The organism is Mammaliicoccus sp. RAM2 (assembly GCF_045897195.1).
Taxonomy (GTDB): domain Bacteria; phylum Bacillota; class Bacilli; order Staphylococcales; family Staphylococcaceae; genus Mammaliicoccus; species Mammaliicoccus sciuri.
On sequence record NZ_JBJNWI010000003.1, the window covers coordinates 146,292 to 161,764 of the forward strand.

The 15,473-nt window shown below is 32.6% G+C and carries 13 protein-coding genes; 4 read left to right on the forward strand and 9 right to left on the reverse strand.

What is annotated here, in order from left to right; translation table 11 throughout:
• Positions 1-196: 196 nt before the first annotated feature.
• Positions 197-1,387 (reverse strand): CynX/NimT family MFS transporter, encoded by a 1,191-nt coding sequence (locus ACJTHF_RS05860; protein WP_107602964.1) that lies wholly within the window; start codon positions 1,385-1,387, stop codon positions 197-199.
• A gap of 116 nt (positions 1,388-1,503) precedes the next feature.
• On the opposite strand from ACJTHF_RS05860, the gene ACJTHF_RS05865 reads away from it, so the two are divergent.
• Positions 1,504-2,064, forward strand: coding sequence for a helix-turn-helix domain-containing protein (locus ACJTHF_RS05865; RefSeq protein WP_107602965.1), 561 nt, complete (start codon positions 1,504-1,506; stop codon positions 2,062-2,064).
• A gap of 32 nt (positions 2,065-2,096) precedes the next feature.
• Here ACJTHF_RS05865 and ACJTHF_RS05870 read toward each other — a convergent pair whose 3' ends face one another.
• From ACJTHF_RS05870 to ACJTHF_RS05880, 3 genes are all read right to left on the reverse strand, one after another.
• A complete protein-coding gene (locus tag ACJTHF_RS05870; RefSeq protein WP_058590692.1) occupies positions 2,097-2,957 on the reverse strand; it encodes a fructosamine kinase family protein in 861 nt (286 codons plus the stop codon).
• A 76-nt stretch (positions 2,958-3,033) separates the two neighbouring features.
• Positions 3,034-3,333 (reverse strand): winged helix-turn-helix transcriptional regulator, encoded by a 300-nt coding sequence (locus ACJTHF_RS05875; protein WP_078355218.1) that lies wholly within the window; start codon positions 3,331-3,333, stop codon positions 3,034-3,036.
• Positions 3,334-3,378: 45 nt separating this feature from the next.
• The gene (locus ACJTHF_RS05880; RefSeq protein WP_078355219.1) at positions 3,379-4,293 is read right to left on the reverse strand and encodes an LCP family protein; all 915 of its coding nucleotides are present in this window, start codon (positions 4,291-4,293) and stop codon (positions 3,379-3,381) included.
• A gap of 163 nt (positions 4,294-4,456) precedes the next feature.
• On the opposite strand from ACJTHF_RS05880, the gene ACJTHF_RS05885 reads away from it, so the two are divergent.
• From ACJTHF_RS05885 to ACJTHF_RS05895, 3 genes are read left to right on the forward strand one after another with little or no spacing between them, the layout of a single operon-like run.
• Positions 4,457-5,032 (forward strand): phosphatase PAP2 family protein, encoded by a 576-nt coding sequence (locus tag ACJTHF_RS05885; protein WP_078355220.1) that lies wholly within the window; start codon positions 4,457-4,459, stop codon positions 5,030-5,032.
• A gap of 50 nt (positions 5,033-5,082) precedes the next feature.
• Positions 5,083-5,775 (forward strand): GNAT family N-acetyltransferase, encoded by a 693-nt coding sequence (locus ACJTHF_RS05890; protein ID WP_078355221.1) that lies wholly within the window; start codon positions 5,083-5,085, stop codon positions 5,773-5,775.
• Positions 5,776-5,832: 57 nt separating this feature from the next.
• Complete coding sequence (locus ACJTHF_RS05895) at positions 5,833-6,726, forward strand: VOC family protein (protein ID WP_058590697.1); 894 nt, start codon at positions 5,833-5,835, stop codon at positions 6,724-6,726.
• 47 nt (positions 6,727-6,773) lie between these two features.
• Here the strand turns inward: ACJTHF_RS05895 and tenA are convergent, their stop codons facing one another.
• From tenA to ACJTHF_RS05920, 5 genes are all read right to left on the reverse strand, one after another.
• Positions 6,774-7,451 carry a thiaminase II gene (gene tenA / locus ACJTHF_RS05900; protein WP_106417401.1) on the reverse strand — a complete coding sequence of 226 codons (678 nt, stop codon included), beginning with the start codon at positions 7,449-7,451 and terminating at the stop codon, positions 6,774-6,776.
• A gap of 258 nt (positions 7,452-7,709) precedes the next feature.
• On the reverse strand, positions 7,710-8,441 hold the full coding sequence (locus ACJTHF_RS05905) for an epoxyqueuosine reductase QueH (protein ID WP_232157074.1): 732 nt from the start codon (positions 8,439-8,441) through the stop codon (positions 7,710-7,712).
• Positions 8,442-8,547: 106 nt separating this feature from the next.
• On the reverse strand, positions 8,548-10,161 hold the full coding sequence (locus ACJTHF_RS05910; protein ID WP_107601798.1) for a poly(glycerol-phosphate) alpha-glucosyltransferase: 1,614 nt from the start codon (positions 10,159-10,161) through the stop codon (positions 8,548-8,550).
• A gap of 73 nt (positions 10,162-10,234) precedes the next feature.
• Entirely contained in the window at positions 10,235-12,265 is a 2,031-nt protein-coding gene (locus ACJTHF_RS05915; protein WP_107602967.1) for a Mur ligase family protein, read from the reverse strand.
• A gap of 137 nt (positions 12,266-12,402) precedes the next feature.
• Complete coding sequence (locus ACJTHF_RS05920) at positions 12,403-15,189, reverse strand: YSIRK-type signal peptide-containing protein (protein WP_407812599.1); 2,787 nt, start codon at positions 15,187-15,189, stop codon at positions 12,403-12,405.
• Positions 15,190-15,473 lie beyond the last annotated feature (284 nt).

A 15,473-nucleotide genomic window follows, 5' to 3' on the forward strand; every position in this document is an offset into this window, starting at 1 on the left:
CATTAAAACTTTTCAGTTAAGATTTATCTATTTAATTTTATTCAAACTTCATGGGACAATTATACTATAAATAATCAGAAAATAAAGCACTACTAGAAAGCGTTTTCCTTTTTTTATAAAATTATATGTATTTTGTTCATAATATTGTAATTTATTTATAATTAATTAATAGAAATAAAGAAAACGAGACATTAATTTAATGTCTCGCTCCTAAAGTTTGTTCTATTGTGATGTTTCTACCAGCACGTGATCCTATAATCATAATGATAATTGAAGTAATAAGCAGTATTCCAAACGACGTATTCCAACTGTTTGTAGCATCGTGCAGTATACCGAATAGTAATGGACCAATCGCAGCAAATAAATACCCTACAGACTGTGACATACCTGATAATTTGGCTGCCGTTAAACCATTTTCTGTTCTTAATCCAAAGAATGTATTTACAAGACCAAATGCCAAACCACTGGCAACACCAATCAATATAATACCTAAAAATGCCCAGTTAGGTTGTAACATTAATGTTAATATACCTAATACGAAGAGTAATCCCGTCACAAAAGTAATCAGAACTTGGTTCTTCAATTTTTCAGCAAATATAGGTGTGACAAAAGTTAATGGAATAATGGCTAATTGAAGAATAGATAAATAAATCCCCGCTTCATTAATCGGTGTACCATGACTTAATAAAAATTCTGGTAACCAATTTATCAATGAATAAAATATCATTGACTGACCACCCATTAATAGCGTAATTTGCCATGACAATGGTGATTTCCAAACATTTATATTTGTCGTGGTTTGAGAACTATTAACCGTTTCATGTTTATTTAACTGGAATGACCATGTAATAATACCTATAAACGTTACAATACCTATTAAACTGATTGCTATGTTGTAGTTAAAATGTTTAACAAGTGGTGCTGTAACATATGATGAAACACTTCCAAATATATTCATCACAACTGTGTAATAACCTGTCATGATACCTATACGTAAAGGGAAGTTCATTTTAATAATACCTGGCGTTAACACATTTCCAAACGCAATACCTACACCTATTAATATCGTACCGACATATAACCAAGACACGCCTGTAATCGCTCTTAAAGCAATACCTACACATATTAATATAAGTGCTCCAAAAACTGTACGCTCTAATCCGAATTTGTGGCTAATTTTAGCAGCGAATAGTGAAATAACCGCAAATGAAAGTAACGGAATAATCGTAATTAAACTGACAGATGTATTGGATAAATTTAAAGTATCTTTAATTGAAGGTAGCGCAATCCCTACTGAAGTAATAGGTGCTCTTAAACTTGCCCCAATTAATAAGATGCCAATAAATAATATTAAACTTTGTTTTTTATTTCTATTTATATGATCCATCTTTTTATTATCTCCTTAAACTGAATTTCTGTTATACTGTTCTTAACGTTCGTTATAAAGAACACATTATATTGTACATCGCGTTCGTTATAAAGTAAATAGGAGTGTTTATATTTATGAAAGATATCCATACAATTGTTGCGCATAATTTATCACAGTACCGAACATCGCAACAATTAAGCCTAAGTACAGTATCTAAATTGACAGGTGTTAGTAAAACAATGCTCAATCAAATTGAGAATGAACAATCTAATCCTACCATTACAACTTTATGGAAAATAGCAAATGGCTTACATTTACCTATATCCGATTTAATTTCTAACAAAGAAGATAACATTAATTGCGTGTCTAAATCAGACATCACACCTATATATAACGATAATCAATCCGTCACAATATACCCATATTTCCCATTTAATATAGATAAAAATTTTGAAATGTTTAATATGATTTTACTCAGTGGAGCTGAAATGATATCAGAAGGACATCACAATGGATCTGAAGAATATATCATTGTTCATAGTGGCATACTTGAAGTCGATATCAATGGCGTTAAACACACAGTTCGTCAAGATGATGCTATCCGTTTTGAATCTGACGTTACACATACTTATCGTAATATCGGTAAAGAGGATGTTCATTTAACAGCAACTATACAATATCAACAACATAAATAAAGGATTGGGATAAATTTTTATCCCAATCCTTTTTACTTATCATTTAATATATCATCCATTGTTCTCTGAACACTACCTGCATACATTGAACCAAACTTCACTAAGTGCACCATTAATAAGTATAGTTCATAAAATTTAATTCTTTCATTTGCACCCTTACTTAATGGTAATGCTTCATCATAAGCTTTATAAAAGGCTTCCGTGAAACCACCAAAGACTCTCGTTGCTCCTAAATCAAATTCACGATCTCCGTATAATGGAGAAGGATCAAATAATGCAGGTTCCCCGTTAGATAAGAACATATAATTGCCTGCCCACAAGTCTCCATGTAGTAATGAAGGTTTGCTTTTATGTTCTGTTAAGGCTTCAATAATGACTGTACGTACTTGTTCAAATTGTTGAAGTTCGTCCTTGGACCAAAGTCCTCGCCTTACAATTTCGTCTCTCAGTTGATCTAAGCGTTGCTCGACAAATATATTAATCCATGTATCTTTCCAACCATTTTCGAACGTAATATCACTACCATGATAAGGTAAATGAAATCCAAATTTATCATCCTGTTGATAATGACTATGCAATTTCGCTACAAGTTTGCCGAGTTCACTTTGGCTACCTCGACGACCTTCTTCAAGATAACTCAATATTAAATATGCATCTCCTTTAATTTGACCATAACCTTTAACGACAGGTGCCGTAACGCCCGCTTCTTCAAATGCTTCTAATCCAGCAATTTCTGCAGCATAAAAATCTTCGCTTCTATTATGTTGAACAAGTAGAAAATCCGTTCCACTTTGCCTTTCAATTCTATATGCTTCATTCACATCTCCACCACTAACTGGTATGAGTTCTTTAATATCATCTATAGGTAATTGTGATTGCCAATCTTTATTCATGACGATCCCTCCTATGTGTTATTGTATTAAAAATTAATCAAACTTCAAAACAACAGCAATTTTATTATTATGTACCCTACTCAAAGTTTAATGATTCGAACTTATAAATCATCTGTAAAATCAACTCGCCATCTTTCGTAAGATGATAATAGATGTTCGGGGGCATAATCTCTTCAGTTCTAATATTTATAAGATTATTTTGCTTCAACAATTCTAGAGATGCTTTAATAATTTGATCATCCACTTTATCAAACACTGAAAGTAATGATTTTTCATCTCTTTCACAATCACTCATATAATTTAATAACTGAATACCGTAATTTTGAATAAGATGATTTATATTTTGTTCAATCTTCACTTCATTAATTGAAGTCACTTAAATAACCCCATTTCATATTAAGTATATTGATACATCAATATGTTAGCTTTTTAAATTATTTTTATACGTTTTCACAATTTGCTGTTTCGCATCTTTATCTGCTTCGAAATACCAAATACCATCACTCTCTATTTGATTCACACCATCGATAGATAACTTCTCAAAATATTCTGTAGCACTTTTATAGTCAGTGATCAGTTTTCTCGTGTCATTTAAATTAAAGCTTGTTGTAATGTTATCTTGAGCGACATTCATTAACTCATTAAAATTATTGACATTTAAATTATTTTTAAGCTTTTTACTTGTTGCTTCTATTACAATACGTTGTCTTTCTTGTCTTCCTTCATCATCTCCAGCACCCGCTTCTTTACGACTTCGTACAAAGTCTAATGCTTCTTGACCATTTAATTTCACTTTCTCTCCAGCTTTAAATTTTGTACCGTTAAAAGTAAATGATTTATTACTTTTAACATTTACACCGTCTAGGGCATCGATTGTCTTTTTAAAGCCATCCATATCTACTGTTATATACCCATCTATCGGTATATTGAATTCATTTTTTAATGTTTGTACTGCTGTTTTTGAGCCACCGTATGCATATGCATGTGCGACTTTATCATGACTACTATATCCAGGAATATTTACTGCCATATCACGTGGAACACTAACGAGTTTCGTTGTTTTAGTTTTAGGATTGATTGAAGCTAACATAATTGAATCCGTTCGTTCACCTATATTTTCAGATTCTCTTTCTTTGTTAGAATCTACACCAAAAATCGCGATAGAAATCGGTTTATTGTTTTTAATTTTTTCTTTCACGTGTTTTGTATCTTGTTTATTAATCGGTTGATAAACTTTGTTATTTATATTAATGGCCTTTACTGTTACAAATATACCAGTAATTAAGACGAGAGCTGCAATTATAAGTGTTACTTTACCTTTTCTTGTTAGCTTCATAGCCACACTCCTATTTTTTATTTATAATTACCATGATAGCACTTTTAAGTAGATTACTAAATGATATTTAGGTAGTCCTAAAGTCCTATTGTCTAAAATTATTTTTATATTTACAATAGAAAATAAAGTCTAAATATTCACGCTCAAAGGAGCTTTACGCACAATGAAGAAAGATTCCAAGCTCATTATTTGTTATGCTATTTTATTAATTTTAATCGTGTCATTGATTTTTACAAATTATATAAATCCTATTGATCAGTATGTCTATCAATTTATACAAACCGAAACATTAGCATTTAGATTACATAATTACTTATCGATTATTTCATTTTTATTTTCACCTTTACATAGTGGTATATTAATATGCATATTATTAATTGGATTATACTTTTATAATAGAAGAAATTTGCTTCAGTATTTCATTTTCTCTTTCTCATCACTATTTATCGGAACAGCGTTAAAGTATATTATTCAACGACCAAGACCATCTGATTTAATTGATGGATACAGCTTTCCAAGCATGCATACACTAACGTTATTTGTAGCTATTTTTCTAATACTTGCGTTATACAATCATGTAACGGTCAAATGGATTACTGCTATATTAATTTTATCTATGATGTGTTCAAGAATTTATTTAAGTGCACACTTCTTTTCTGATACTGTCGCAAGTCTAATCATTGTTCATTTAGTTTACTTAAGCGTTACTAAATTTATGCATCAGTCCTCGCGCTTGTAAATTTCACCTCCTTTATTTTATGCTATGATAAAAATAAAGGAGGATTTTTTATGAGATATAATACTTTTAATCAACCAATTGGTGATGAAATCGAATCATTTAAAGAACCAAATATGCCTAGTATTGATATGCTTGAAGGTAAGTACAGTAAACTTGAACATTTAAATGAAAGTCATATCGATCAGTTATTTCCTTTATTATGTTCATCAGAAAATGATGCAAACTGGACTTATTTACCTCATGAACCGATTCATGATAAAGCTTCATTTACTCAATTAATCGAAGAAAGAATCATTTCTAAAGATCCTTATTTCTTTGCGATTGTCGACAAAGAAACACATCAAGCATTAGGAATAATGTCACTTTTAAGAATTAATCCTAAAGCTTCAACGATAGAAGTTGGCCACATTCATTATTCATCACTACTAAAAAGAACGCGAATTGCTACTGAAGTACAATATTTACTTGCTCAATACGTTTTTGAAACTTTAAAATATAGACGCTATGAATGGAAATGTGATAGTTACAATGCACCTTCAAAACACGCTGCCGAAAGACTTGGTTTCAAATATGAAGGTACTTTTCGACAAGCACTCGTATATAAAGGAAGAAACCGCGATACAAATTGGTTCTCTATCATAGATAAAGGATGGCCATCTATCAAAAAGCAATATGAAGAATGGCTAGATGAAAGTAATTTTAACCATGATGGTACACAAATCAATAAACTCTCAATGAACTAAATGTTTATATTTATCACGATGGGTATAATAAATAAAAAGGATTGAGGAGATGAAGAAATGAATAATCAAAGAATTGTTCCGCATTTATGGTTCGATAATGAAGCGCAAGAAGCCGTCGATTATTATATGCAAACTTTTCCAGAATCAGAAATCATTTCAGATGTAACGTTTACAGATACACCATCCGGAGATGCAAAACAGCTCACTTTTAATATTTTTGGTTATAAATTTATGGCAATCAATGCAGGTCCTTATTTCACAAAAAATCCTTCCATATCATTTACAGTTCTTTTCAATCAATCTGAAGCAGCATTGCTCGACAAGGTTTGGACTGCACTTGCACACAACGGGAAAATTATGATGGAACTTGATACTTATGACTTTAGTGAAAAATATGGCTGGTTGGAAGATCAGTTTGGTGTTTCATGGCAACTCCTCATTACAGATCAACCATTCGACGATCGTATTAGACCATCATTTATGTTCATTAATAATAATGTAGGTAGAGCTGAAGAAGCGATTAACTACTATACAAGCGTATTTAAAAATAGTGGTGATATTAGTAAATTTTATTATCCAGAAGGCATGGATCCAGACAAGCCAGATACACTCGCTCATGCCGAATTCAAATTAGAAGACCAATATTTTGTCGCACTTGATAGCGCACATAAACATGAATTCAACTTAAATGAAGGTATTTCATTAATGCTATTTTTAGAAGACCAACAAGAAATTGATTATTATTGGGATAAATTATCTGCTGTACCAGAAGCAGAACAATGCGGATGGGTTAAAGATCAATTCGGTGTATCTTGGCAAATTGTCCCTAAAATCATGGATCAAATGGCAGAAGAAGGAACACCAGAACAAATCAGTAACGTTACAAAAGCATTTCTTAAAATGAAGAAATTCGATGTAGAAACTTTAATAAAAGTCTATGAAGGCAAATAATAGTATTAAAAAGACAGAAGCGTTGTGCACGCTTCTGTCTTAATTATTTATTTAACCGGTACTGGCCATGTTTCTAGATGTTCAGCCATATCCCAGAACATATATTCATAGTAGCTTGTTTTAACGATAATGTCTTCTAAGCGTTGTAATTCTGCTTCAGTCTTACCTTCTGCAACTTGATCCATCAACTGTATACAATCTTCCTTGTACTGACTAAATTCGTCTGAAGCATACATATTGATCCATTCTCCATATAAAGGATGGTCTGATGCTCCTTCAATTTCAACTAATTTTAACCCTATATAATTATAACTCCAAGTACATGTCAAAATTGCTGCAATAACATTCTCTATACCACCTTGTTGTGCCATATTCAACATATAACTCGTATAGCCAACAGTCGTTTGAGCAGGTTCTGTCTCTTCTAATTCCGCTTCTGTAATACCAAATTGCTTAGCATAACCTCGATGTAATGACATTTCAGTATTTAATGTACCATTCGCTAAATCAGCATAAGTCGCCATCATTTTTAAGTCAGTTGATTTAGCTGCACCGATTGAAAATAGTCTCGCATATTCGATTAAATATATATAATCTTGTTTCAACCAATGTTTAAATTTATCTTGATCTAACGTGCCATCACCTAATCCTATAATAAAAGGATGTTCCATATAAGATTGCCATATGGGTTCAACTCTATTGAATACTCTATCTGTAAATTTCATTTATAAATCCTCCTTAATAATAAAAACGTCTGGGACATAATATAGATACCCAGACTTATTATATATATATTGGCAGTAGATGACTGAATTGAAATGCGCTTGTACCAAACTTTTTCAACTCTAGTCATCCTTGCCAGGGCGGGACTACGAAATCTTTTTATATAAATTAGATTTCTGTCCCGCTCCCCAGTGGTTTAAAATTATTTAATTTCTATACTCTTTCAACATATCTGTTTTATCATAGGATTGCAAATAAAATTACATGCAACTTTTATTACATGATTCTAAATAAGCTTTAGCCTGTTTATTCACTTCTTTAAAATCTATACCTTGCTTCATAGCTGCAAACACACAACCACAATAGCATTGTCTAAAAATTTCATACTCATTGCACATTTTAATCGATCTTTCATACCCCTTGTTTTTCTTAAAATCACTCGGTAAATAGTAAACATGATATAAATCTTGAACATCCATACCAAGTTCATTTATCAATTGTGCATTTTTCTTAGGTGATAACGTTAACGCACTTGCGAAATAATCATATCCAAGATCAGCTGCCGCTTCTGCAACGAGTACTAAACGCATTTCGAAACAAGCCGTACATCTTAGCCCACCTTCATTTTCATCAGCTAACTCTTTACTTTTAACCATTTTCATAAATTTATGAGGTTCATAAGCCGATTCAATATATTTAACATTTGAATTTGTACGCTCATTAAACTGTTCAACAAACGTTTCTTGAACTCTCGCCCTACGTTCATATTCACTTTTCGGATGAATATTTGGATTAGCAAAATAAATCGCAACATCTGCATATTGTGTTAATAACTCTAACGTATAAGTACTACAAGGTGCACAACAACTATGAATTAAAATAGACGGTCTTGTTTCAGAACGTTCCCATTCAGAAATCATTTTACGCATAACCTTATCATAATTAATCTTTTGATTTTTCATCTTAGCAATAATACCATCAGCTGAAATCACCATATCCCTAACCATTCCTTTATACAAAAATTGTCATTTTTACAATATTTTATAACATACAAAAGATGATAGCAATATGATGATCACAGATAGTGAGGGGATTTATTTATCCTTTAAAAACTTTCTGATATTGTACATATCCAGATAAGTAATGTTCAATGTCATCAATTCTTACTCTATAGCCATGGTGTTTAATAAAGAATGAATGAAGTATCCTTGAAGGATTCTTAAAATACATCGCAACTTCTGGATAGAAAAACCCTGTTCTTTGATAATCTGCACGTTTATGAATGGTAGCTATAAATTTCTTTTCATCTAAATGTTGTTCTACTAAAGATTCATAACCTGATTCTTTAGCATATTCAACTAAGTGATATGTAGCCATCAACATTTCTAAAAATGTTGGGAAAGTTGTTTCTCTTTGGTACATATAATCTAAATAGCTAGACACATTCTGTATACCGAATTTAAAATATTTTTCTTGTGGATCGATTTGTACAAGTTCATTCGTACAATAACCTAACCAATGATCGTGATACTTCCAATAATCTTTTTGAATAAAACGTTCAAATAGATTTTTAACGATATTTAACCATTTTTCATTATGATCTATTTGGTATAACCTTAATAAAGCTAATGCTGCTTCTCCATCGTAATATATAATTCTATATTGTTCCTTTACAGTTAATTCAGGGTAGTTAATAACATGTACTGTTTTATCATCTTCGCCTATCATCGTTTCAATACCACGTGCCACTTTTTGAGCAGCTTCAAGATATTCTTTTTTATTTGGATTATGTTTTAAATATTCACAAATTGCGAATATAAACGCAGCATTCTGACCTAATTTAATTTCATTTACATTTTTAGTATCGTCAAATATATGACCTAAGCCATCTGTTTCATATAAATAATGATTGATTAAATAATCTATAGCTTTTTCTGCAATTGTGATATCTTCATTTAAATATGTTAAGCCTTCTATTAAAGCATATGTTGATGATGAATGTCTTAAGTTATTGTAAAATGCTATGTTTTTATCGAAATGTGGAAAATACCCGTAATGGTACTTGCCATCTTCACCAATTTCATTACTTAAATAATGTGTACTATGTTCAATCATCATATCGATTTCACTACTTAAGTTGTCTATTTCTCTTAGACCTTTTGTGTAACCTCGCTCATCAAGAGCATACACATCATTATCCTCTATAATATAACCTTTTGTATAAAATTTTCGTACACGTTCACCTTCGTATTGTTGATGACTATAACGTACTTTAATACCTTTATACTTTTTCAAATAATTATTAATATTGTCTTCAGATAAAATGAATGATTTTTTATCTTTTGATAGTCTAACAAAAGCATTTGCATTAATTTCATCTGATAAAAATGCATATTCCCAATTGTCATCTAATGCTATTCCGTAATCAATATAGTTTCTTCTTGTATTGATTAAATCGTCTTTTAATATATCAAAATCTATCACTTCTTCTTCTATAACAAAATCAAGCTTTACCCAATTAGCGCTCTTTCCAGTTTTCTTTCGAAATTCTTGCGCTAACTTCAAAATATTTATTTTAATATTATTTTGAGTCTTAAAAACTCTTACGATTGCCTTTTGGTACTGATTGCCTATACTTACAAAGCTAACATCATGTTTAGGATATGTTTTATGCATCTCAAGAATTCTATCTATATCTTTACTTAAATTCATATTTAATCCCCCATTATTTGTGCTTTTATACTATTATAGCAATTCTATTCAATAACCTTTAAATATTTTTATATTATTTATCACTGATGTCTGAAGTATAAATTAACGTATAATCACCTTTATTAATAATTCCGTGTTTGTATTGATCTCCGAAAACAAATTTATGATCGTTACTTAATAAAATATCTTTATGTTTAATATATAAGTTGTATAAATCATAAACAGTGAAGGATTGTCTTTCTTTTTTTCTATACCTACCTGTTAAATTAACGACTGCAGATTTTGACAAATTATAATTATGAACAAATTCATTTATAACCTTCAATCTATCCTTTTCTTTATCAAATAATAAATCTGACAGTTGATAAATTAGTGAAGGATGAGGAGAATCAGACATCGCATTAATAACATCATTCACTGAAAATGATGCACCTTCTATGTAACGCCCTTTATTAGTTGCCCATTTTTTTAATTGTACATTTTTATTCTCAATATTTTTACCTTTTGCATAGATGTAATAAAGTACTGACGCTATTCCACTTATTGTTGAAGAATTTTCAGCATTGTATGTTTCGACTATTTGATCAGTTTTATTTGAAATTTTTAGATATGCGTATTGATTGAACTTCTTACCTGTAGGATAATCATTCTCTGACAAATCTGTATTAAATTTTTTAAGTTCTATAGGTAACTTTTGAGCAATTTTAGGAAACTGAGTATCAGTAACTGATGATTTTAGTAAAATCAATGAATCTTTGTTAGCCATGTATAATAAATCTTTCAACAATAAATCAGGAGCGTTATACCACGTTATATTTTTATTCTTTGTATTATTTACAATTACTCTCGTTTCATCATCTAAACATAATACATAATCTGCTTTCGACTCTTCGATATATTTAATTAACTTTTTATGGATTTCTTTTGATTGAGCACCTAAGTCACTTATTTTACCAATAGCTATTATTTTATTACCTGAGAAATACTTACATTGACTGTTAAAAGCTTCAATTGCATTAATCATTGCTGGTAATGACGCATTGTGTGTATCATCAATCAAAGTAATTGTATTATTCTGTGATTCTACCTCTTTTATTTCAAGTACTTTTTTGAATGATTTAAATTCTTTTAAATGGTTTAAACAACTTGATAAATCTACTTTTAAATTCATTAAACACAGAACTACTGCTATTGAATTTTCAATCATTCCTAAACTTAAAGATGATAATTCATAATTAATGTTCTCTTCTTTAACTTTTAATTTAATATCTGCGTAACCTTTTTTAATTGAGTATCCTACAATTTCTATAGTTCCTTTATTCTGCTCCAGATCATAAGTCATGATATTATCTGTTGCTTTCTGTGCATTTACTATTAAAATATCTGAATGCATTGTACCTTGATTAATGATTGCTATACCTGAATCCTTCAATCCATAAAAGATTCTACTTTTAAAGTTTGCTATATCAACCTCACTACCTATAGTCGATAAATGCGCAGAACCTATTCCCGTTACAATAGCTATATCTGGTTTTAATATTAATGAAAAATTGCCTCTATTATTTAAAGCATTTAACGAAACTTCAAATATTGCAAAATCAGGATTACTTGCTAATTTGCACATTTGTAATAAAACAGCACTTCTCGTATTACTATTAGCTCTATTTTCTAATACTTTATAATTTTTCAAAGCTTGCGCAACCATAAGCCTTGTAGAACTTTTACCCATTGATCCTGTAATAGCTATAATCGGATTCTTATAATTTTCTCTTATTGTTACAGCCAAAGTTTTGAGTGCTTCAATACTATTTTCAACTATGATTTGAGGAATTTTGAAATTGAGTCCCTCTATGTATTCTTCGGTTATGATAAGACCGATATTTTTAATGTTTTTATTAATTTGTTTATTCCCATCTGTTAATTTACTTTTTCTTCCAAGAAAATTTGACCAAGAATTTGAACTAATTGAAAAGAAAGCTGTTTCTGTATTATTTAAATGGATAGCTTGATATTCAAAATTAGTAATAATTTGTTCTTCTTTACCTGAAGGATCTAATATAGGTGAATTAAGAATATTAGAAATTTCTTTTATTGTGTATTTCATTAAATAAACACCCCTAAATATTAATAGATAATAGCAATCATAGGTTTAGATTATATGTAACTATAAATTCAATTGTTATAAAAATTGAGGCCAGGACAAACTATGTTGTCCTAGCCTCAATCAAGATTCAGCAATCATTATTCTTTCTTTTTATATCTTCTTCTACTGAATAAGATAATCGATCCCAATCCTGCTAATAATGTTGCAAATAAAGTACCATTGTTAGATTTTTCTTCTCCCGTATCCGGTAATTTATCATCATTTTTCTCGTTATCAGTAACTTGACTTTCTGAGTCAGTACTTGTAACAGAAGTAGAAACATTACTATTAGCCGAATTAACATTTCTTAGATCTTGGCTATATTCATTATTGTTTGTAGTTAAACCAGAATCTCCATCTAAGTCACTAACATCAACTAAGTTATCATTTGCATCTAAATCATAACCACTGCCAGCGTCATTATCGACATTAGAAGTTGCCTCCAAATCACTGTCTGCGTCCGAGTCACTATCGGCATCCGAGTCACTATCGGCATCTGAATCAGAGTCTGCATCAGAATCGCTGTCCGCATCTGAGTCACTGTCCGCATCTGAGTCGCTATCTGCGTCGGAGTCACTGTCTGCATCGGAATCACTATCTGAGTCAGAATCACTGTCTGCGTCGGAATCACTGTCTGAGTCTGAGTCACTATCTGCGTCGGAATCACTGTCTGAGTCTGAGTCACTATCTGCGTCAGCATCTGCGTCAGCATCGGCGTCGGAATCTGCGTCGGCATCCGCATCCGCATCCGCATCTGCGTCGGCGTCGGCATCTGCGTCTGCGTCGGCATCTGCGTCAGCGTCAGCATCGGCGTCTGCATCTGCGTCGGCGTCAGCGTCGGCATCGGCATCTGCGTCTGCATCGGCGTCAGCGTCGGCATCTGCGTCGGCGTCGGCATCTGCGTCAGCATCGGCGTCTGCATCGGCATCGGCATCTGCGTCAGCATCGGCGTCGGCATCTGCGTCGGCATCTGCGTCGGCATCAGCATCGGCGTCGGCATCTGCGTCAGCGTCGGCATCGGCGTCGGCATCGGCATCCGCATCAGCGTCGGCATCCGCATCGGCATCTGCGTCGGCATCGGCGTCAGCATCGGCGTCAGCATCGGCGTCGGCGTCGGCATCTGCGTCAGCATCTGCGTCAGCGTCAGCATCTGCATCAGCGTCCGCATCCGCATCTGCGTCGGCATCGGCGTCAGCGTCTGCATCGGCATCGGCGTCTGCATCTGCGTCTGCATCTGCGTCAGCGTCGGCATCTGCGTCAGCATCTGCGTCGGCATCGGCGTCGGCATCCGCATCGGCGTCGGCATCTGCGTCAGCGTCGGCGTCAGCGTCAGCGTCGGCATCGGCGTCGGAATCGGCATCGGCATCGGCGTCGGAATCGGCATCGGCATCAGCATCGGCGTCGGCATCTGCGTCAGCGTCGGCATCTGCGTCAGCATCGGCGTCGGCATCTGCGTCTGCATCCGCATCGGCATCCGCATCGGCGTCATCCTCAATAATTATTGAATCCGAATCACCACTACTTGCTAATAAATCAACATTTATGAGCCCTGATCCAACTGCTGATTTAAAGTTATATTCATGTCTTCCTGGTTGATCAGAATCTGGCAAAATACCACCAGCTGTTAGTGCATTTAAATCTAAAGTTAAAGTATAAGTTATTCTACTAGCCAAAGATATTGCTGCTAATCTTGGTGCTTGACCATATATTACCCCTGTGTTTGGATCAATATTTATATCATTCCCTGTTATTGATCCTGTTCTTCTTGGCCCTACTAACAATGTGGGGGGTAAATCATAATCAATTTTTACAGCGTTTCTAAAATTAGGGTCTGACATTAATGTTCTAAATTGAGGTGGCAATTGAAAAGTCGGATAAGTAGAGCCTAATGCTACATTTAAGAGTGGACTCCCTTCTAATTTCAATTGTAACTTCCCATCATTATGGGATGCATCTAAATTCATATCACCAAGTAAATTTACATCAATTAAAGCATTTGTGCTAATATTCCCTATTCTCTTATTTGAAGCTTCGGTTTGTGTATTATTTGTCATAACTTTTGATGAAGATTCATCTTTTGATGTTTCTACTTTTTCGGTTGTATTTTTTACAGACTCATCTTCTTTGGTTTTATTATCAGAAGCAACATCTTTTTCTGAGTCTTTATTTGCATCTATGTCTTCTTTTGTTGCATCTTCTTCATTACTTGATTCATCAGCATTATCACTATCTGTTTCCTCTGAATTATCTTCTAAGTCACCTTTTATAGTTGTATCATCTTCAGATGTTTCCTCAGAGTCAGTTGCACTATCTTCATCTGCTTCTGATGTAGTAACTTCTACATTTTGCTCATCAGTTGAAGAATCTTCTGATTCATTCCCTAGTTCAGTTTGATCTACTGTTGTTTCTTCTGAATTTTGATTATTTGAATCTTTTAAGTCATTATTACTTAATGGATGCTCTCGAGACGGTTGACCGTCATATGTAGCTTCCCCTTGATCATTCGTTACTTCTTCATTATTTATTGCTTCGGATGAACCTTCTGCAACATCAGAGGTATTACTATTCTCTTGTTGTGAAGTTGGTTCTTGAACTTCTGATTCATTTATTTCAATTCCCGTATTATTGCTCGTAACATCGACTTTCGAATCTTGCTCAGTTGATTTTAAAGTCGATTGTTGTTGTTCAGAATTTAAACTCCTTTCTTTTATTGAATCACTATCATCAGAATCATCTGATGCATTACCCAAAATCTTGAAAGATGTTTCATAATTATTTTCGCTTGCTTCTACTGTATTTAAACCTGAGTACAGCGTTAAACCTATTAAAACTGATCCTGCTCCTACTGTGAATTTGCGTATTGAGTACCTTCTCTTTTCTCTCATATATTACTCCTCCCAAATTATTTAAATACAACTTAATATTACTATAAAATTTTAATTTTGCACCATATTTTTTTATTTAAAAACTAACATTATACAATGTAACTATATTTATATAAGTTATTTTAATTGTTATAAAATTACATTTAAGGAGTAAATAAAATTAATTAGACCATTTAATAGTATTTATATATTTCTAAATATATATCATTTTATATATTTAGAAAGAATTTTTTATATATACAAATTCTGCGCGAGACATATTTTGAGCGAGTGAGTACTAGTAT

Bases quoted from the DNA above. Each gene is read 5' to 3' on its own strand.
- ACJTHF_RS05880 (WP_078355219.1), bottom strand. From the start codon at position 4,293: ATGAAGCTAACAAGAAAAGGTAAAGTAACACTTATAATTGCAGCTCTC.
- ACJTHF_RS05895 (WP_058590697.1), top strand. From the start codon at position 5,833: ATGAATAATCAAAGAATTGTTCCGCATTTATGGTTCGATAATGAAGCG.
- ACJTHF_RS05910 (WP_107601798.1), bottom strand. From the start codon at position 10,161: ATGAATTTAAGTAAAGATATAGATAGAATTCTTGAGATGCATAAAACA.
- ACJTHF_RS05915 (WP_107602967.1), bottom strand. From the start codon at position 12,265: ATGAAATACACAATAAAAGAAATTTCTAATATTCTTAATTCACCTATA.
- ACJTHF_RS05885 (WP_078355220.1), top strand. From the start codon at position 4,457: ATGAAGAAAGATTCCAAGCTCATTATTTGTTATGCTATTTTATTAATT.
- ACJTHF_RS05870 (WP_058590692.1), bottom strand. From the start codon at position 2,957: ATGAATAAAGATTGGCAATCACAATTACCTATAGATGATATTAAAGAA.
- tenA (WP_106417401.1), bottom strand. From the start codon at position 7,451: ATGAAATTTACAGATAGAGTATTCAATAGAGTTGAACCCATATGGCAA.
- ACJTHF_RS05920 (WP_407812599.1), bottom strand. From the start codon at position 15,189: ATGAGAGAAAAGAGAAGGTACTCAATACGCAAATTCACAGTAGGAGCA.
- ACJTHF_RS05860 (WP_107602964.1), bottom strand. From the start codon at position 1,387: ATGGATCATATAAATAGAAATAAAAAACAAAGTTTAATATTATTTATT.
- ACJTHF_RS05865 (WP_107602965.1), top strand. From the start codon at position 1,504: ATGAAAGATATCCATACAATTGTTGCGCATAATTTATCACAGTACCGA.
- ACJTHF_RS05890 (WP_078355221.1), top strand. From the start codon at position 5,083: ATGAGATATAATACTTTTAATCAACCAATTGGTGATGAAATCGAATCA.